Origin of the sequence: Neorhizobium sp. BT27B (assembly GCF_050455485.1) — a bacterium.
Lineage (GTDB): Bacteria > Pseudomonadota > Alphaproteobacteria > Rhizobiales > Rhizobiaceae > Neorhizobium.
The window spans coordinates 432,335-451,013 of sequence record NZ_JBCIYT010000002.1; the positions used below are offsets into that span (position 1 = coordinate 432,335).

Annotated in this window: 17 protein-coding genes and 2 pseudogenes; 7 read left to right on the forward strand and 12 right to left on the reverse strand. The window is 60.8% G+C overall.

Annotated elements, in window-relative coordinates; translation table 11 throughout:
* Positions 1 to 51: 51 nt before the first annotated feature.
* The 3 genes from AAIH70_RS07510 to AAIH70_RS07520 form a co-directional block, all read right to left on the reverse strand.
* On the reverse strand, positions 52 to 1,500 hold the full coding sequence (locus AAIH70_RS07510; protein WP_132271565.1) for a homospermidine synthase: 1,449 nt from the start codon (positions 1,498 to 1,500) through the stop codon (positions 52 to 54).
* Positions 1,501 to 1,668: 168 nt separating this feature from the next.
* Positions 1,669 to 2,619, reverse strand: coding sequence for a heme-dependent oxidative N-demethylase family protein (locus tag AAIH70_RS07515; protein ID WP_348639704.1), 951 nt, complete (start codon positions 2,617 to 2,619; stop codon positions 1,669 to 1,671).
* Between the two features lie 9 nt (positions 2,620 to 2,628).
* Positions 2,629 to 3,009: a hypothetical protein gene (locus AAIH70_RS07520; protein WP_132271566.1), complete on the reverse strand. Its 381-nt coding sequence runs from the start codon at positions 3,007 to 3,009 to the stop codon at positions 2,629 to 2,631.
* A gap of 34 nt (positions 3,010 to 3,043) precedes the next feature.
* On the opposite strand from AAIH70_RS07520, the gene AAIH70_RS07525 reads away from it, so the two are divergent.
* On the forward strand, positions 3,044 to 4,273 hold the full coding sequence (locus AAIH70_RS07525) for a hypothetical protein (RefSeq protein WP_132271567.1): 1,230 nt from the start codon (positions 3,044 to 3,046) through the stop codon (positions 4,271 to 4,273).
* Here AAIH70_RS07525 and AAIH70_RS07530 read toward each other — a convergent pair whose 3' ends face one another.
* Positions 4,274 to 5,167, reverse strand: a complete 894-nt coding sequence (locus AAIH70_RS07530) for a LysR family transcriptional regulator (protein WP_132271568.1) — start codon at positions 5,165 to 5,167, stop codon at positions 4,274 to 4,276.
* Between the two features lie 111 nt (positions 5,168 to 5,278).
* On the opposite strand from AAIH70_RS07530, the gene AAIH70_RS07535 reads away from it, so the two are divergent.
* Positions 5,279 to 6,013 (forward strand): SDR family oxidoreductase, encoded by a 735-nt coding sequence (locus tag AAIH70_RS07535; RefSeq protein WP_132271569.1) that lies wholly within the window; start codon positions 5,279 to 5,281, stop codon positions 6,011 to 6,013.
* Positions 6,014 to 6,024: 11 nt separating this feature from the next.
* Positions 6,025 to 6,360 (forward strand): Atu4866 domain-containing protein, encoded by a 336-nt coding sequence (locus tag AAIH70_RS07540; protein ID WP_132271570.1) that lies wholly within the window; start codon positions 6,025 to 6,027, stop codon positions 6,358 to 6,360.
* A gap of 6 nt (positions 6,361 to 6,366) precedes the next feature.
* On the opposite strand, the gene AAIH70_RS07545 is transcribed toward AAIH70_RS07540, so the two are convergent.
* The 4 genes from AAIH70_RS07545 to AAIH70_RS07560 form a co-directional block, all read right to left on the reverse strand.
* Positions 6,367 to 6,738: a DUF4440 domain-containing protein gene (locus AAIH70_RS07545; RefSeq protein WP_165931920.1), complete on the reverse strand. Its 372-nt coding sequence runs from the start codon at positions 6,736 to 6,738 to the stop codon at positions 6,367 to 6,369.
* Positions 6,739 to 6,743: 5 nt separating this feature from the next.
* A complete protein-coding gene (locus AAIH70_RS07550; protein WP_132271572.1) occupies positions 6,744 to 7,403 on the reverse strand; it encodes an aminotransferase class IV family protein in 660 nt (219 codons plus the stop codon).
* Positions 7,352 to 8,521, reverse strand: coding sequence for an aminodeoxychorismate synthase component I (locus AAIH70_RS07555; protein WP_132271573.1), 1,170 nt, complete (start codon positions 8,519 to 8,521; stop codon positions 7,352 to 7,354). Before AAIH70_RS07555 ends, AAIH70_RS07550 begins: the two co-directional genes overlap by 52 nt.
* 312 nt (positions 8,522 to 8,833) lie before the next feature.
* Positions 8,834 to 10,708 (reverse strand): M3 family oligoendopeptidase, encoded by a 1,875-nt coding sequence (locus AAIH70_RS07560; RefSeq protein WP_430033727.1) that lies wholly within the window; start codon positions 10,706 to 10,708, stop codon positions 8,834 to 8,836.
* A gap of 197 nt (positions 10,709 to 10,905) precedes the next feature.
* Here AAIH70_RS07560 and AAIH70_RS07565 point away from each other — a divergent pair.
* The 3 genes and pseudogenes from AAIH70_RS07565 to AAIH70_RS07575 all read left to right on the forward strand — a co-directional run.
* Positions 10,906 to 12,097, forward strand: a pseudogene (locus tag AAIH70_RS07565) (sigma-54-dependent transcriptional regulator); the annotation flags it as partial.
* A 158-nt stretch (positions 12,098 to 12,255) separates the two neighbouring features.
* Positions 12,256 to 12,438 (forward strand): annotated as a pseudogene (locus AAIH70_RS07570) (helix-turn-helix domain-containing protein); the annotation flags it as partial.
* Positions 12,439 to 12,685: 247 nt separating this feature from the next.
* On the forward strand, positions 12,686 to 14,521 hold the full coding sequence (locus AAIH70_RS07575; protein WP_132271576.1) for a DUF882 domain-containing protein: 1,836 nt from the start codon (positions 12,686 to 12,688) through the stop codon (positions 14,519 to 14,521).
* A 79-nt stretch (positions 14,522 to 14,600) separates the two neighbouring features.
* Here the strand turns inward: AAIH70_RS07575 and AAIH70_RS07580 are convergent, their stop codons facing one another.
* Complete coding sequence (locus AAIH70_RS07580) at positions 14,601 to 15,821, reverse strand: NnrS family protein (RefSeq protein WP_132271577.1); 1,221 nt, start codon at positions 15,819 to 15,821, stop codon at positions 14,601 to 14,603.
* A 135-nt stretch (positions 15,822 to 15,956) separates the two neighbouring features.
* Here AAIH70_RS07580 and AAIH70_RS07585 point away from each other — a divergent pair, with 135 nt between their 5' ends.
* Entirely contained in the window at positions 15,957 to 16,655 is a 699-nt protein-coding gene (locus tag AAIH70_RS07585) for a Crp/Fnr family transcriptional regulator (RefSeq protein WP_132271578.1), read from the forward strand.
* A 304-nt stretch (positions 16,656 to 16,959) separates the two neighbouring features.
* Here the strand turns inward: AAIH70_RS07585 and AAIH70_RS07590 are convergent, their stop codons facing one another.
* From AAIH70_RS07590 to AAIH70_RS07600, 3 genes are all read right to left on the reverse strand, one after another.
* A complete protein-coding gene (locus AAIH70_RS07590; RefSeq protein WP_132271579.1) occupies positions 16,960 to 17,238 on the reverse strand; it encodes a DUF2312 domain-containing protein in 279 nt (92 codons plus the stop codon).
* Positions 17,239 to 17,351: 113 nt separating this feature from the next.
* Entirely contained in the window at positions 17,352 to 17,660 is a 309-nt protein-coding gene (locus AAIH70_RS07595) for a DUF1244 domain-containing protein (RefSeq protein ID WP_132271580.1), read from the reverse strand.
* A 28-nt stretch (positions 17,661 to 17,688) separates the two neighbouring features.
* Positions 17,689 to 18,483, reverse strand: a complete 795-nt coding sequence (locus tag AAIH70_RS07600) for an N-formylglutamate amidohydrolase (protein WP_132271581.1) — start codon at positions 18,481 to 18,483, stop codon at positions 17,689 to 17,691.
* Between the last annotated feature and the right edge of the window lie 196 nt (positions 18,484 to 18,679).

Sequence of the window (18,679 nt, forward strand, 5' to 3'; positions counted from 1 at the left end):
AAAAACGCCCGCACGATGGCGGGCGTTTGACTATTTACAGTTCCGGGCGGCTTAGCGGACCAGAATATTCTTGAACTGCCAGGCGTCCTTCTCGTCGATGTCTTCCGGGAACAGGCCCGGACGGCCTTCGAGCGGGGTCCAGTCGGTGTAATGGCCTTCGACCGGGCCGAGGTAAGGCGTCTGAACTTCCAGGCAACGCTTGTAATCGACCTCGTCGGCTTCGACGATGCCGGCCTTCGGGTTTTCCAGCGCCCAGACCATGCCGGCGAGAACGGCGGACGTTACCTGCAGGCCGGTGGCGTTCTGGTAAGGCGCGATGCGGCGGGTTTCTTCCAGCGACAGGCGCGAACCGTACCAGTAGGCGTTCTTTTCGTGGCCGTAGAGCAGCACGCCGAGTTCGTCGACGCCATCCTCAAGCTCGTCCTCGTTCAGAACGTGCAGGACGGGCTGCTGCTTGCCGCCATTGCCGAACATTTCGTGCAGCGACAGAACCGCGTCATTGGCCGGGTGGTAGGCGTAATGGCAGGTCGGGCGGTAGACGACTTCGCCGTCCTTCTCGACCGTGTAATAATCGGCAATCGAGATCGACTCGTTATGGGTGACGAGGAAACCGTATTGCGGGCCCGGTGTCGGGCACCAGGTGCGCACGCGGGTGTTGGCGCCCGGCTGATCCAGATAGATGGCGGCCTGGCAGCCCTTCTTGTGCTTCTTGGCGTTTTTCGGCATCCAGTTTTCGTGGGTGCCCCAGCCGAGTTCGGATGGCTGCAGGCCTTCCGAGATGAAGCCTTCCGCAGACCATGTGTTCCAGAACACGTTCAGCGGTTTTGGATGCTTGGTGCGCTGGGTGTCGCGTTCGGCAATGTGCACGCCCTTGACGCCGAGCTTCTTCATCAGCTTGGCCCAGCCTTCGCGGTCATGCTGATCCGGCTCTTCGAATTTCAGGCCGGTGTCGTTGGCAAGGTTGACCAGCGCCTGCTTGACGAACCACGAGACCATGCCCGGATTGGCGCCGCAGGTGGAAACGGCGGTGGTGCCGCCCGGGTTCTTGGCCTTTTCCTTGCGCACCGTTTCGCGCAGCGCATAGTTGGTGCGCTCGGAATTCTTCATGCTGGTGTCGAAATAGAAGCCGAGCCACGGCTCAACGACCGTGTCGATGTAAAGCACGTCGAGCTTGCGGCACAGCTTCATCAGGTCAAGCGAGCCGGTATCGACCGACAGGTTGACGCAGAAACCCTGGCCTTCGCCTTCGGTCAGGAGCGGCTTGAGCAGTTCCTTGTAATTTTCCTTGGTGACGTGTTCCTTGATGTGGCGCACGCCATGCTTGGCAAGGATTTCCATGTCGGCGGGTTCTTCGCGCGGGTCGATGACCACCATCCGGCTCTTGTCGAACTTGAAATGGCGCTCGATCAACGGCAGCGTGCCGCGACCGATCGAACCAAAGCCGATCATCACGATCGGGCCGGTGATTTCGGCATAAACCGGGTAGTTCTGGTCAGTCATGTCATGCTCCCTAACGATCGACTGCTGTTGTTTGGCCGCAGTCAGGCTTTTCACGCATAATGGTCCAGTGTGACGGATATTGTGACGTGTGTTTTGATGCGGTGCGCTAGATCATATTTCATCGTCACAATAAAGCGTTTGTTCCAGCAACACGGCAAGGACAAGGCGCTATTGCGCAGGCGTTTTTTGCGGCTCCATCACAGCGGTTTGCGGCTGCCGCAGCAGCGCCAGCAGTTCGTTCCGTTTTTCCAGCACGCCCTTGTATTCGGCTTCGTCGATCGTCAGTTTTTCCAGCTGATCCGCCATGGCGAGCGCCAGCCGTTCAGCATCGGGTTCGGCGAGGATCGCCGCCACCGGATCGAGGTAGATGCGGATGGTGAACAGGATGTCTCCTGATACCGGAAGCTTGGTCAGCGTCTGGCGTTCGACGCGGATGATCGTGTTTTCCGCCGGGGTCACGCGCACCACATCCGCTGGTGGCGATACCGGGTGATAAAGTGCGTGTCGCCAGTTGACCGACCAGTTCATCCGCCGCACGGGGTTGCCGGGCTGCAGGCGATCGAACATGCGGGCGATCAGCTCGGCATTGCGGCTGCCGTCCTGAAAACCGGGCACCGGGGCGTGCACCTCATTCATCACCTTGCCGAATTTTTCAGACAGTTTCCACGAGGAGGGGAAGGCCAGGAATGCAGCGGCAATACGCCAGCCGTTTTCACCCTTTTTCATGATGACCAGATCGTCCTGAACCAGAAGCCCGGCGCGGTGGATCGGCAGCATGGTTTCGTCGGATAGATCGACCGTGTGGCCGGCCATATGGATGCGGTCGCCATCGCGCCGGTAGAGATCGGGATGGTGGGTGGTGAGATAGTCCGCCAGCCGCTCCAGCACCTCGCGCTGGGCATTTTCCGTGCCCGGCTCTGCGCGAAGAACCTTGTCGCCATGCTCGGAGACAAGGCGGCGCTTTTCCGCCAGTTCGAAGACGAGATTTGTATCCGGCTCGATCCAGCATTCGGGGTCGAGCGGCGACAGGCCGATGGTGAAAAGCGGCGATGAGCCGTCATAGGGTGTGTAGGTCGGCGACATGCGGTGCAGGCTGGCCGGGTGCCGGGCGCTTGTCAATCTCCTGTTTCAGCGAACGGTTGCGGGCGTCGTAAAAACACCCTGGGGCTTGGAACTTGTCCGGCGCGCCCTAGAAACAGGGCGAATGGGGTTTTGAAACGAGATGGTGGGATGACCGAATTCACGCTGAGGGCTTATGTCGTCGCCGCTGTAACTGACGATGCGGATCTGGCGGTGTTTCGCCATCGCGGCGTGTAAGCAGGGGCATTTCATGGGTATCGTGCGGGCTGGCAGGGTGATCGCTGCCGTCAAAAGCGGGTCGGAATTGCCGCGTTGGGCACTGTGGCTGGCCTTCTGGCTGGTGTTTTTTCTCGGCTGCAACATGGCAGCGGCATTGGCGGATGAGGAACGCAAGGCGTGCGATTTGACACCGCACAGCGTGTCGCCCATCAAAACGACATGATTCCGCATTGATGCAAAAGCCATGACAGTGAATGAAGCAGACAACGGCGCCTCGGCGCTGATCGCCTATGGCAGTTATGCGCCGGGCGGTGAGAACCATGCAAGGCTGGCGTTTTTTGCGGGCGAGTGGCGCAAGGGATATGTTCTGGGTACCCGCCACACGTCCGATGACGATATCGGGCCGGGAGAAGGGCTGATTGATGCCTGGGTGCTGGAATTTCCGCGTCCGCAGGCGGATGTGAATTCTCCGGAATATCAGGCCTGGGCGCGTCGGCTTTCCGATCTCTGGAAGGGACTGGACAATGTCATGGGGGCCACCATGAGCCGCGACAGCCGGCCGTGGTGGCCGGAGGGATCGGCTATTGTTGTCGGTGCCGCCGGCATGAAAGTGGCCAATATCTATCTGCCGCTTCGCCGTTTTGCCGATCACCTCGAGAAACAGCAACCGGAGCCGTCGGCGGAAGCGCCTCCAGCGTCGGTGGTTGAGCCCGAACGGGCGCCGCAAGCGGTTCCGGACGAGCAGCATGATCTCGAAATACTCTGGCGGCAGACCTATACGGGCGAACAGGAAAACGACCACAGCCATTTCATTGCGCTGATCGGCCAGGCGCATCCCGACCGTTTCGACACGCTGTTCGCAGATCTGCCGGATGGCGGCAGGTTTCTCGAAAGGCTGAAGCGGCTGTTCACCGATCACTGGCCGGCCACGCAATCCTTGCCGGCAGCGGAGGGAGAAAACGCTGGTTTTCATGCCCGTCCGCTGGTGCGCAATGCGCGGCCACTGGATGTTCTCGTTGAACTCGCGCGCCGCGATATCGCCCAGCGGGCCGGCTTTTTGCGCGCACGTGGCAAGACGACCCATGCGGATGCCCTGGATGAACTGACGTTTGTCACCGGCAAGCCGGAACATCCCGAATGGGAGGAGGCCGGTGACGCGCTGGACGCCTTTGCCGATGAGGTGCGTTATTCAGGGCCGAAAAGACCAAGCTGGCATTACGGCCTCAAGGAAGCCTGTCACGGCATTGCGGCCGACTATGTTCTGCAGGATTGGCTGATGCTGTTTCTGCTGCAGCCCGATCTGCCGGAGCCCAAGCCCAGACCGCGTGGCGGCCTGATTTCCCGGCTGGGGCTGCGCCGGGAATCGCCCTCTCTCGATCTGGAACCGGCCTATTCCCTGTGGAAGGCGGGCGGTCGTTACGAGATCGATGGTAAAAACTGCTGCGTTTATGAGGTCGAGCGGCACGAAGGCTGATTATTTTCGAAATTGCCGCAGGTGATCCACCAATGCCCGCAGTTTTGGCGCCATGTTTCTCCGGCTCGGGTAATAGAGATAAAAACCCGGAAACCACGGGCAGAAATCTTCGAGAACGGGAACCAGTTCGCCACGCGAAAGCGGTTCGCGAAACGTGTCTTCCATGCCGAAGGAAATGCCGGCGCCGGCAACGGCAAGCCGCACCATCAGCGTCATGTCGGTGGTGGTGATGGTGTCGGCGGCCGCGACGACAAATTCCTTGCCTGCTTCGGCAAACTCCCAGCGATAGGGGGCAATATGCGGGGCGACGCGCCAACCGATGCAACGGTGGCCGGACAATTCGCGCGGATGTGCGGGTGTGCCAAAACGCGCGAGGTAAGCGGGGGAGGCGACGGCCAACTGCCGCTGATCGCCGGAGACCGGGACGGCGATCATGTCCTGCGCGATCACTTCGCCCAGCCGCACGCCGGCATCATAACCTTCGGCGACGATATCGAATTCCTCGTCGGTGACGGTGATGTGCAGTTTCACATCCGGGTTTTCCTCGGCGAAGGCCGCCAGCAGCGGGCCGGAGAGAAAACTTTCGGCGATCGATGATACCGCCAGATTGAGTTTGCCACGCGGACTGCCCTGCCGGTTGGCGGCGGCTTCGACGGCGCCGCGCATCTCGGCCAGCGCCGGGGCGGTTTCCGCGTAAAGCCGCTCTCCTGCCTCCGTCAGCGCCACGCTGCGGGTGGTGCGCGCAACAAGCGCGATGCCAAGCGTTTCCTCCAGCTTTCGGATCGTCTGGCTGACGGCGGAGCGGGTGACGCCCATGCGGTCGGCGGCAGCGCGAAAATTCCTCTCCTCGGCGACGAGGGCAAAGATGGCGAGCGCGTTGAAGTCGGGCAGCATTGGTTAGTTTTCCTTGCCAGTCTGGAAATCAATGAGTGGCTTATCGCGACAATGGCGAAAACATATCTTGCTGGCAACCGCAATGAGGCGGGTCGTTCAGAGGAGAAAGTCATGGACAGGATCAGGGACAAGGTTGTTCTCATCACCGGCGCATCGAGCGGTATCGGCGTCGGCATTGCGCGTGAACTGGCGAAGGCCGGCGCGACCGTCGTGCTCGGTGCACGCCGCACCGACCGGCTGGAAACGCTGGCGCAAGAACTGCGCGGCACCGGCGCCACGGTGCTGACCCGCAAACTCGATGTGACAGACCGCGCCGATGTCGCGGCCTTTGCCGATGCAGCACGAAAAGAATTCGGGCGGGTGGACGTCATCGTCAACAATGCCGGCGTCATGCCGCTGTCACTGATGTCCTCGCTGAAGGTCGAGGAATGGGACCGCATGATCGACGTCAACATCAAGGGTGTGCTCTACGGCATTGCCGCCGTGCTGCCGGAGATGACGGCGCGCGGTTCAGGCCAGATCATCAACATCGCGTCGGTGGGCGCACTTTCCGTTTCGCCGACGGCGGCGGTCTATTGCGCCACGAAATATGCGGTGCGGGCGATTTCCGATGGGTTGCGTCAGGAAAACGAAAAACTGCGCGTCACCTGCATCCATCCCGGCGTGGTGGAAAGCGAACTGGCCGACACGATCACCGATCCGGTCGCCGTCGAAGGCATGAAGACCTACCGCGCCATAGCACTTCAGCCTGATGCGATCGGCCGCGCCGTGCGCTTTGCCATCGAGCAGCCGGAGGATGTCGACGTCAACGAGATCGTCGTGCGCCCGACGCGGGCGGCTTTCTGAGGAGCGATCTGATGACGCGCCGCCAGATCACCCTTCGCGCCGCCGTCTCACTGGCGGCGCTTTTTGCCCATCCCGTTTTTGCAGAGGACACGATGAACAAGACCCGGCAGACCCACCCCTATGTTGGCATGTGGGTGACAGAGGATGGCCGCATCCGCCACGAGCTGTTGCCCAACGGCCGTTACGACGAGGCGCGCGGCAGCCGCGAAAGCGCCTATCAGGGGCGGTATGAAGTGACTGGCAGCCATATCGACTATTGGGACGATACCGGTTTTACGGCTGACGGCGATTTCGCGAGTGCGGATGTGCTGCACCATGGCGGCATGGTGTTTTATCGGCGGAAATGAATGGTCCTAGGTGGTTGGCGTGCCTTGGTGAAAAACCATGCGCCAACCGCCATCTGCTTCCAATCTCCAGATCGAACTGCGATTTGTCCGCTGGGTGCTGCCATCCGCTAGAAAACGAATGCCGAGATAGGTTGCCAGGGCAATCGTGTCGCTCAGGAGAGAAATGCTGAAATCTTCGATCGTCGCTTTCGCGGCTATTGTCTCACTCGTCAGGCCTGCAAGGGTTTGCCGAAAGTCGTAACTGCGACCGGAGCGGCCGAATTCACGAAAATCGGAAGACAAAAGTTGCCGCAGTCGTGCCTCAGAGTTTCTTGTCGTCGCGGTTTGTAGCTCGGTTTCGAGCGCAAGGAGATGTTGGTGCAGATCCGTCCCCGCCACGATGCTCAGCCCACCAGTTCCGCCCTGATCAGCCCGCGCAGCGAGTTGCCGACAAAGATCTGTCGTCCTTCCATGTCGGCGCGCTTCACCAGACCAGACTTGGCGCGGCCTTCGCGGATCAGATCGCCGCGCAGGATGCCGGCCAGCAGGCCCGACGAGATCGGCGGTGTCGTCAGCGTGCCGTCGGCCTGTTCGACAAAGATATTTGTGATCGTGCCTTCGCAGAGTTCGTCGCGTTCGTTGAGCAGCAGAACCTCGTCCACCTCTTCCATCGAAAATTCGGCGCGGGCCGCCTCGTAGACTTCGCGGCGGGTGGTTTTGTGGCGGTACATCAGGTCATCGGACGGCATGCGGGTTTCGGCAATTTTGATGCGCCAGATCGTGTCTTCCGAGAGCGGATTGAAGGCCGTGGTGGTGATGTCGATATTGCCGCGAAAGGTCATTTCGAGGCGCACGCGCAAGGGCGCTTCGCCTTCGGCCGCACCTTTCAGGCGTTGCACGATGTCGTCGGGGCCGGCGCGGAAACCCAGTGCATCGGCCGAGCGCTTCAGCCGGCGCAGATGCTGGTCGATGCGGGCAAAGCCGGTATCCGGCTCCCAGCGCATGGTTTCGATCAGCGAAAGATCGGCCGGTTTCCCGCCGCGAACCTTGCCTTTAGCAGACATTCCTCATACTCCGCCTCTGCGGTGGAATCGAACACGATGCCGCCGCCCACATTGAAAACCGCATTCCCGCTCCTGAAAAGGGAGATCGTGCGGATGGCCACCGAAAATCGCATCGGCCCCGCCGGATCACACCAGCCGATCGCGCCGCAATAGGCGTCGCGCGGGCCGTCCTCCAGTTCCGACAGAATGCGCATCGCCCACATCTTTGGAGCACCGGTGATCGAGCCGCAGGGAAACAGCGCGGCCAGAATTTCCGGCAAACCTGTTTTGGGCAACAATTTGGCGCGAACATGGCTGACCATCTGGTGCACGGTCGGATAGGTTTCGATTTCGAACAGTTTTGGCACCGACAGCGTGCCGACCTCCGTTACAGCGGAAATGTCGTTGCGCAGCAGATCGACGATCATGCGGTTTTCGGCGAGCGTCTTTTCGTCGGACAGCATGGTGGCGATGATGGCGCGGTCGTCGTCCTCGTTCGCTCCACGAGCGGCGGTGCCCTTCATCGGATGGGTTTCGATTATCCCATCGGTATCGACGGAAAAGAACAGTTCGGGCGAGCGTGACAGGATGGTTGGGCCGCCCGTCTCTGCATCAAGATCGATCAGTGCGCCGTAACGCACCGGCTGGCGTTCGATCAGCGACCAGAACAGTGTTTTGGCGTCACCCTCCCAGCGGGCGGTGATCGGCATGGTGAGGTTGGCCTGATAACAGTCGCCGCGGCGGATATGGCGGTGCAGGCGTTCGAACCGCTCGGCATAGGTGTCGAAATCCCAGCCGGCGCGGAAATCGGTGAGCGCTGCGGTGTCATTCTCGGCGGGTGGCGTGGCCAGCGGATGGTCGTTGCCGGTTGGGGCATCGAATATGCCCATGGCGATCAGCGGCGTTTCACGGTTGTCCTCGATCAGCGGCCGCAGTTTGGGCTCGAAAATGTGGCCGGCTTCATAGGAAAGGTAACCGGCCAGCCAGAAGCCGTTTTTTCGGGCGGTTTCCAGCTTTTCCAGTGCGGGCAGGATGTCGTCGGCGGTACGGGCCATGACGATTTCGTGCGGGTGGTCGAAGACCATGCTTTCGCCGGTGCGGTCATCGCGGAAGAGAGCGAAGGGGGCATGTGTTGCCATAAGTGAGAAAAACCCGATTACCCTTTTTCTGCGTTAGCGAATGCAGGTGTCCATTACCATGCCCATCAATGGTTCGCGCAACGAGTTTTCTATCAAGAGCGGAGCTGTGCGTGGAGGTGAGGGGCCGCCATGAACTCCCTCTGATCTCCCCCCTTGAGGGGGAGATGTCACGATAGTGACAGAGGGGGTTAAGCAACGGTGCGGAAAAGACGGAACAAGCGGTATTTGCGCCAGAGACACCCCCCTCTGCCCTGCCGGGCATCTCCCCCTCAAGGGGGGAGATCGGCTGAGAGGCACCGTCACTGGAAGCGCTCAGGCCTCGTCCAGCGCTTCCAGTTCGTCGATCAGGCTCTCGATCATCGACAGTCCCTTCGACCAGAAGGCCGGATCGGAGGCATCGAGGCCAAACGGTTTCAGCAGTTCCGAATAATGCTTTGAACCGCCGGCTTTCAGCAGGTCAAAATACTTTTCCTGAAAGCCCGGAGCGGCGTTCTGGTAGACCGCGTAAAGCGAGTTCACCAGGCAGTCGCCGAAGGCGTAGGCGTAGACATAGAAGGGCGAGTGGATGAAGTGGGGGATATAGGTCCACCACGTCTCGTAGCCTTCCGAGATTTTGATCGCCGGGCCGAGGCTCTCTTCCTGCACCGACAGCCAAAGTTCGCCGATCTGTTCAGCCGTCAGTTCGCCATCCTTGCGGGCCGTATGCACCTTGCGCTCGAATTCGTAGAAGGCGATCTGGCGCACGACCGTGTTGATCATGTCCTCGACCTTCTGGGCGAGCATGGCCTTGCGTTCTTTTCTGTCCCTGGTTTTTTCCAGAAGTGCGCGGAAGGTGAGCATTTCGCCGAAGACGGAAGCGGTTTCCGCCAAGGTCAGAGGCGTCTGGCACATCAGCGCACCCTGTCCGCCGGCCAGAACCTGATGCACGCCGTGGCCAAGCTCGTGGGCGAGCGTCATCACGTCACGCGGTTTGCCGAGATAGTTGACAAGCACGTAAGGATGCGCGGACGGGACGGTCGGATGCGCGAATGCGCCCTGTGCCTTGCCGGGGCGGGCAGGGGCGTCGATCCACTGTTCGTCGAAGAAACGGCGGGCGATATCGGCCATTTCAGGAGAAAACGCACCGTAAGCCGAAAGAACCGTGTCCCTGGCGTCGGTCCACGGGATCACGGCATTCGGGGTTTTCGGCAGCGGTGCGTTGCGGTCCCAGAAATTCATAGTCTCCATGCCGAGCCATTTTGCCTTCATCGCATAATAACGGTGCGACAGGCGCGGATAGGCGTCCTTTACAGCAGCAGCCAGCGCATCGACGGTTTCGCGCTCGACGCGGTTGGCAAGGTGGCGGCTATCGGCGATGTCCTCGAAACCGCGCCAGCGGTCGGAGATCGCCTTGTCCTTGGCCAGCGTGTTGGTGATCAGGGTGAAGACGCGCAGATTGTCCTTGAAGGTGGCGGACAGTGCCTGCGCCGCCTTGGCGCGTACCTCCGGGTCCGGCTCCTGCAGCATGTTGAGGGTGATTTCCAGCGGCTGCTTTTCGCCATCCACCTCGAAACGCAGATCCGCCATGGTCTCGTCGAACAGGCGGTTGAAGGCGGCAGCCGAAGTCATCGACTTGTCGAGAAAAAGTTGCTCCAGCTTGTCTTCCAGCTGGAAAGGCTTGTCTTTTCTCAGGTCGACGATCCATGGCTGGTAATGGGCAACTGCCGGATCACGCGCAATCGCGGCGTCGATCACCGCGTCATCGATGCGGTTCAGTTCCAGCGCGAAAAATAACAGATGGGCGGAAAGATCCGTGAGCTTGGCCTGCACGTCGCCATAAAATTTGCCGTTTGCGGGGTTGGACGTGTCGGAAAAATAGGTGAGGCCGGCATAGGAGCCGATCTTGCCGAAAAGGTCGTCAAGCGCGTCATATTCGGCGATGGCCACGCCCAGGCCCTGCGCGCCGGTCTTCTCGGCGGCGGTGGCAAGCTTGCCCTTCCAGGCGGATTCAAATGCTCTGGCGCGCTCGGCGGCGCTGTCGAGATCGGCCTTCAATGCGGCGCCATCGCGGCTGTCGTAAAGATCCTCGAGCTGCCATGTCGGGAGGTCGCCGAGTTCAGTCGTCGCGGCGGAAGTGGCAGCGCTGTCGGCTGCGACCACGATACCGCGGCGGTTCTCCTTGCCATTCGGTCTAACGTGGGACGTCATCGTGCAAAATTCCTTCCTGTTGATGTCTCAAGTGCCGTTTCCGGTCTTTTTCGAAGCAGGTTTCAGTCGTGGTGCTCTGTTTTGAGGCCATGCCGTTAAAATGCAAGCCTTTCTCAAAACGGGATGTTCAAGCCTTTCATGACACAACCTCCATTATAGGTGCCATTACGGTACTGCCCACTATTTCGGGAGCGAGCATGACTGCGCACATTCTTGTCGTGGACGACGATCCGGTACAACGCCGTCTTTTGAAGAACGCCGTAGAGCGTCATGGCCACTCCTGCCATCTGGCTGAAAACGGCCGGATCGCGCTTGAGTTCCTTCGTCGAAACCGGGCGCAGTTCAACGCCGTCGTTCTCGACCTGATGATGCCGGAGCTGGATGGCCTCGGTTTCCTCGATGCCGCCAACGAACTCGGCCTCAATATTCCGATCATCGTGCAGACCGGGCAGGGTTCGATCGAAACGGTCGTACAGGCCATGCGCGCCGGTGCTTTCGACTTCGTCGTCAAGCCGGTTTCGCCTGAGCGTATAGCTGCTTCCATCGCCAATGCCTTGAAGCTGGATCAAAAGGAAACAAAGACGCGCACCGTGCGCAAGGGTCGCAACGGGCCGATCGGTTTTGCCGATATCGTCTCTGCCAGCCCGGACATGCTGCGGGTTATCGATCTGGCCGAACGGGCTGCCCATTCCGGCATTCCGGTCGTGCTCGAAGGTGAATCCGGCGTCGGCAAGGAAATGGTGGCGCGTGCCATCCAGAGCGGCAGCGACCGTTCGGGAAAACCGTTCATCACCGTCAACTGTGGTGCCATTCCGCACAATCTGGTCGAGAGCATCCTGTTCGGCCATGAAAAGGGTGCGTTCACCGGCGCGATCGACCGCCATACCGGCAAGTTCGTGGAAGCCGATGGCGGCACGCTGTTCCTTGACGAGATCGGCGATCTGCCGCTCGACGTGCAGGTGAAGCTGTTGCGCGCCGTGCAGCAGGGCGAAATCGAAACCGTCGGTTCCTCCAAAACCCACAAGGTCGATGTGCGGCTGATCTCGGCCACCAACAAGGACCTGATCGAGGAAGTCCGGGCAGGGCGTTTTCGCGAAGATCTCTATTACCGCCTCAACGTCTTCCCCATCACCATTCCGGCGCTGCGTCGCCGCAAGGAAGACATTCCGCATCTGGCGCGCGTCTTCACCGAGCGGTTTTCCGCCGAGCAGAAGCTCGACCGCAACCTGACGCTCAATGCCGGTGCCCTGGCGCTGCTCACCGCCTATGACTGGCCGGGCAATATCCGCCAGCTGGAAAACTCGATTTTCCGCGCAGTCGTGCTGGCCAGCGGCGACGAGCTGACGGAAGACGATTTTCCGCAGATCGCGGCACAGCTGCCGGAATTCCGCACGGAGGAACTGCGGGCGATTGCCGTCGAGATGCAGGGGCCTTCTTCGGTCGGCTCTGGTCGCGCCGATGAGGCCGGCCTCTACGGCGAGCGGTCGGACACTGCTGCGCATCACATTCCGTTGCATGTGCCGGACAATGTCATCGTCAGCACCGATGATACCGGCGACGTGCGCAAGCTGGCGGATGTGGAAGAGGAACTGATCCGTTTCGCGCTGAAATTCTACCGCGGCCAGATGAGCCAGGTGGCGCGCAAGCTCGGAATCGGTCGCTCGACGCTTTATCGCAAGCTCAAGGATTACGGAATCGATCCGGACAATCCGCTGCGCGAAGCCGCCTGATCTGCGCGTAACGCGTGTGTGAAAGGCATCAGGACCAATTTTGTTCGATAAAGATCGCCGTCCTGGCGATCTTTCCTGTTAATCCTGACGCAAGTCTGGGCTGGTAAACACTGTCAATCTTTTATAAGTCCTTTGTTGACTATAAAAGAATTGCTTGTGGACATGTGGCGGATTTGCCATGCTGTCACCGCATTTCACAGTCATGTGAGGCAGCACTGGCTGTGCTGTCAATCGGACGGGGATCGACTTGCCGTATCAGAATGAAAACACCACGCCCGGAAATGGGACAGGGCGCAGCGGGTTCGCCGCACGTTGCCTGTCGTTTTCCAAGCGCGTTGTGGCTGCCGCCTCGCTCTGCGTGGTAGCGCTGCCACTGATGTCGGCGGTGTCGGCAACCACAGCGTCTGCCGAGACCCGCAGCCTCAAGCTTTATTACACCCATACCCGCGAGAAGGCCGAGATCGTCTTCAAGCGCAATGGCCGTTTCGACCCCAAGGGTCTGGCGCAGCTCAACCAGTTCCTGCGCGACTGGCGCCGCAACGAGCCGACGAAGATGGACCCGCGCCTCTTCGACCTCGTGTGGGAAGTCTATCGCCGCGTCGGCGCCAAGGATTACATCCACATCGTTTCCGCCTATCGTTCGCCGGCCACCAACGGCATGCTGCGTTCGCGCACCAAGGGTGTCGCCAAGAACAGCCAGCATACGCAGGGCAAGGCGATGGACTTTTTCATCCCCGGCGTAAAACTTTCGACGCTGCGCGGAACCGCCATGCAACTGCAGGTCGGCGGCGTCGGTTTCTACCCCACGTCCGGTTCGCCGTTCGTGCATCTCGATGTCGGCGGCGTGCGCGCCTGGCCGCGCATGTCGCGTGACGAACTTGCCCGTCTTTTCCCGAAGGGCAACACCATCCATCTGCCGTCAGACGGCAAGCCTCTGCCGGGTTATGATCAGGCGCTGGCCGATTACAAGAAGCGCGTCGGCGCCGATTCGATCGAGATTGCCAGCACGGCCGGTCCTGCCTCTTCGGCAACCGTGAAGAAAAAGAAGAACCTGCTGGCCATGCTGTTCGGCGGCGGCGACGAGGATGAAGATCCCGAAGCCATCACCACGCCGGCACCTGCCGCTCCGGGCCGTCCGGCGGCTCCGGCCACCGCAGACGACGGCGAAAGCGACAGCGCGCCGGTCATGGTGGCGTCCGCGCAACCGCAGGCTCCGACTATCGATGCGCCGGTGCCGCAGTCGCGTCCGGCCTTCCGCCAGGACGGCAGCACCAGCCTTGCCAATGCGCTGTATTCGCAAGGCGGCCGCAGCGCCGCGCAGGATGCGCTTCAGGCAGCCCTTCCGGCCCAGCAGAACGGCGAGAACTTTGCCGATCTGCAGCAATATACCATTCCGGTTCCAACCCTGCTCGGCCCGCGCGGCATGAAGGGTGATGCCGATACCGGCACGATGACGGCCTATGCGGCTGCCATCAACAAGGCCGAAATGAGCGGCACCGCATTGCCGGTTCCGGCCCATCGCCCGGCCTTCTCGGCCGGTCCGATGAATGCATCGCTTCCGTCGCAGCAAACGCAGCAGCTGGCCGCCGCATCGCCGCAGGCCGTGCCGAACACGCTTGATGCGCAGGCCCAGCATCTTGCATCCGGTGGCGCGGTTGCCGAAGGTTCGCAGGCTCTGACGCCGGAGCTGGTTGCAGCGCTTGCCAAGGGTGCCGAATATTCGCGCGCGTCCGAGGCATCGGTTCCTGTTCCCGGCAAACGCCCGGTTCAGGTGGCGCTTGCCAACCCGGCTGCGGCCAACACTGCGGCCCGTACATTCGGTGACGGTTTCGATGCGCCGAAGGCCAAAGCTCCGGTGAAGCAGGCTCCGACCGCCAATGCTGCGCCGTCTCAGGCCGCACCAGCCGACAAGTCGCTGACCGGCGATGTTCTGGCGCAATGGGCGCAGACCAAGGGCAAGGTGGAAGCGTCCGCCAAGGCGCCGCGTGTCGTGTCGTCGCGTTCGTTCAGCACGGAAAACACCGCCATGAACGATGGCTTCAAGCCGGCGCATCCGGTGCAGATCGATCCGGGCCGGTTCTAAGAAAGCCGTTTCAGAAAAAAGAAACAAAGCCCGTCCGGATTGCTCCGGGCGGGCTTTTGCTTTTGGCGGTCCGGATCCGTCAGCCCATCGTTTGGCGCCGGACCCGCGTCAGCATCGGCCCGTATTCGAAAAGATAGAGGCCGAAAGCGATGAGCCAGAGCAGACCGGCGGCTGCGTAGATCAGGTCGAGCTGGCCGGGCAGGATGCCCGAGAGCGGCCGCACCAGCGCGCAGGCGAGAATGGCAAAGTAGCAGAGATTGGTGACTTTCGATGCCGTCAGCTGCCGCCCGGTATGGCCGCGGGTGGCGCGGGTCATCACCGCCAGCATCATTGCCGACATGGTGCCGACGGTCAGAACATGCATGGACGATGCCCGGTCGATTGCGCCGAGCGCCGAGGCGGCGATGGCGACAAAGCCCAGTGGCACAAAGAGATAGGCGACGTGCAGGATGGTGACCAGCGTTTCGCGCGTCGTGGTCCAGCCGCGCCAGCGGTGAAGGCGTACCAACTGGAACATGGCGGCAATGCCGCAGACGATCGCGGTTATTTTGCCTTCGGGGGCAACGGACCAGACGAGAAGGGCGATCACCGAACAAAGGATGGTGACCATATCGAACCGGCCGAAGGGGGCTGGAAACCGTGTCGCCCCCTGTTTTGCCAGCCAGTTGCGGGTGAAGCTCGGAATGATCCGGCCGCCGATGACGGTGATCAGCGCGATATAGGCGGAGATGCCGAAGCGGGACGCGTAGTCCGGTGCGCCAATGGCGATCGTTTCGTAATGAAAGCCGATGTTCGCGGCGGTCAGCACGCCGAGGCCGATCAGCACTTTCAGGTTCTTCCACTGTTTGCCGGCAATGATTTCGCGCGCACTGATGACGAGAAGGGCCGGCAGGAAAAGCGCATCGAGCACGGCGGCAAGCGAGGCGCCGGTCCAACCGGGAAACAGCATGGCGAGCCGGCCAAGGCACCAGAGCGAAAACAGCCCGGCCAGAGGCCAGCCGGAGACCGGCAGGCGGCCTGTCCAGTTGGGCACGGCGGTGAGGAAAAACCCGGCGAGAATGGCGCTGCCGAAACCGAACAGCATTTCATGCGCATGCCAGGCATAAAGGCCGTAGTCGCCACCGATGCCGATCTGGCCGCTCAGCGCGGCGATCCACAACACCATGGTGACGCAGGCCCAGATGGCGCCGCCGAGGAAAAACGGCCGGAAACCGTAGGAAAAAAGCACCGGTCCGGTCTGCAGCAATCCGCGGGGAACGGCTCCGCGGTGGCTTGGGTGAGGCTGTTCGATCGTGGGCATGGCGAGGCTCCTTAAGCGCTCGCTGCAGATGGCTTGAAAAAATCCGGCTTTCGTTGATGAATCGCAAATAAATCCGCATTTCAGCGATTAGTCAGGTGAGACGCTGGCGTTCTTTGGCCGGCATGGAGGTTCGGCGTGAAGCTCGATATCAGTCTCGTCAAAAAATTTGCGCTGTTTGCCGAGATGGCCGATGGCGATATCGAGGCCATGCTGTCGCATGCGGTGTCGCGGCGAATTGCGGCGGGGGATGCCGTGTTCGAACAGGGCGCGCCTGCCACGCATTTCTTTCTGCTTCTGAATGGTCGGCTGAAGGTTAGTCAGGTGACGCCGCAGGGCCAGCAGATCATCGTGCGCATGGTCAATCCGGGTGATCTGTTCGGCATCGCCAAGGCTCTGCAGCGAAGCGATTATCCCGGCACGGCGCTGTGCGTGTCCGAAGCGGTGGCCCTGTGCTGGCCGATGGAGCTTTGGTCACAGATGATCTCTCAAAATCCGCAGCTGGCAGCGACGGCGCTGACCACGATCGGCCAACGCCTGCAGGAGGCGCATACGCGCATCCGCGAAATTTCTACCGAGGAAGTGGAGCGCCGGGTGGCGCATGCGGTGCTGCGGCTCAGCGAACAGGCGGGTCGCGCGGAGGGGGCGGGCGTGCGCATCGACTTTCCGATCACCCGGCAGGACATTGCCGAAATGACCGGCACGACGCTTCACACCGTGTCGCGCATCCTGAGTGCCTGGGAAGGCAGGGGGCTGGTGAGCGGCGGGCGCCAAAAGCTCTTGGTGCGCGATGTCGCGGGGCTGAAGGCGCTGGCGGAGAATGAGAAGATGGGGTGATGCCCGATGGGAAAAAAAGGCCCCTCCCAACTAACCGGGGCGGGCCACCGGTCCCGCCCGTCCTTCGGACCCCCACAAGGGGGAGGGCTTAACCCAGTTGATCCGCCGAAGTTCAATTGAGGCAAAGCGGGTGCCGCAGGTTTTCTCCCCCCTTGTGGGGGAGATGGCCGGCAGGCCAGAGGGGGACTTGCTTCATAAGCTGTTGCCCCGAACCGCGCGCTTGCCCAAAACCTTGCCGTGATACGAAAAAGGGCGACCCGCTTGCGCTGTCGCCCTTTGATAATTCGGGAATGAAGGCTGCCTATCAGGCTGCTGCTTCTTCCTCGGTGCCGGCGCCGGGGATCATGCCGAGCGCGGAGAGGTAGGTGTCGAGGATGAGATCCTCTTCCATGCGCTCCTGATCGTCCTTCTTGCGAAGGGCGATGACCTTTTTCATGATCTTGGTGTCGTAACCCATCGACTTTGCCTCGCCGTAGACATCCTTGATGTCGTCGGCAATGGTCTTCTTTTCTTCTTCCAGTCTCTCGATGCGCTCGATAAAGGCGCGGAGTTGGTCGCGGGCGACGCCATGGGCATCAGACATCGGGGCCTCCTAAAATAGTCTCGACAATTTTGCGGGTGGTGTCACCTGCCGCGAAGTGCGGGCAAGGTCAAGCCAATTTACGTGAGAGCCATTCAATAGTGAATGGCTCCGGGCTACCCATGCGAGGGCTTGTTGCTCTCGAATGCGGCTTTTTGAGCGTCGGATGCTTCCGCCTGATGTTGGTTTTTCCAATCCTCATAGGGCATGCCATAGACGATTGCGCGTGATGCATCCTTGGTCAGGGCAATGCCCTTTTCATTCGCCGCATCGAGATACCAGTTGGACAGGCAGTTGCGGCAGAAACCGGCCAGATTCATCATGTCGATATTCTGCACGTCGGAACGTTCGCGCAGGTGGCTGACGAGGCGGCGAAAGGCTGCGGCCTCGAGTTCGGTTTTCTGCTGTTCGGTCAGGTCGCTCATCGGGCGATCTCCTTTGTCTCGTGTTCGCTCAGGCCGGGTAGGGGCCGGTGCGCGACGGAAATATCTGTTGCTCGTGCAAGGCCGGGTCGGCATTCATTTTGGCGAAAATCGGCGCCAACCGCTGCGCCCATTCCGCGATACCATTGTCGTCACCGATCAGGTCCTGGCGCACTTCCAATAGGGCGTGCGCAATGCCGGGGCGCATGCAGTGGCGATACATGGTGTCGTTTTTCAAGGCGCCATCATAAGGCTCATTGTCGCCGATCAGAAGCGCAGGGTTTTCGCGCAGCATATCCAGCAGAGGCCGGACGGCGCGGTGATCGCTGTCCCACAGCACCGAGGCATGCCATGGGCGCGGCACGCCCTTCCAGGCCGGCGTAAAAGAGTGGAGGGACACAACCAGCGGCGTTTTGCCGCTTTCCCTTGCAGCTTTGACGATCGTCAAATCCACGGCCTGATGATAGGGCCGGTGGAAACTGTTCAGCCGATGCTGCCATTCGCTGTCGGTGATCGGGTGGTTTCCCGGAATGATTGCGCCGTCGGAGATGCGCATGATCAAGGTCGGATCGTCTTCGCCGCGATTGGGATCGATCAGCAGTCTTGAAAAACCGCAAAGCACGGCGGGGATGCCGAGCATGGACGCCAGACTGCGGGTCAGGCCTTCGATGCCGATATCATAGGCGATGTGGCGCCTGAAGGCTGCTTCATCGAGACCGAGCGTGCCGTAACCGGGCGGCAACCGGTTCATGGCGTGATCGGCCAGAAGCACCATCCCGGCGTCATAATTACCCTGTACGATTTCGTAGGAACTGAAATCCTGCATTGCCCGCTGCCCGGCTTACCAATTGTTTGTTCTGGCTGATTTTTAACCCGGCGTGTGATCGCACGCAGTTTGCGGATAGGCAAGGCGAAGGGGGCATAATCGCAGGAAATCGGCCCGAAGGCGGACGCTAAACGATTAGACTTTCGTTTGACTTTCGATCGTGGCCGCGCCAAGAACAGTGCATCTGATTTAGCAG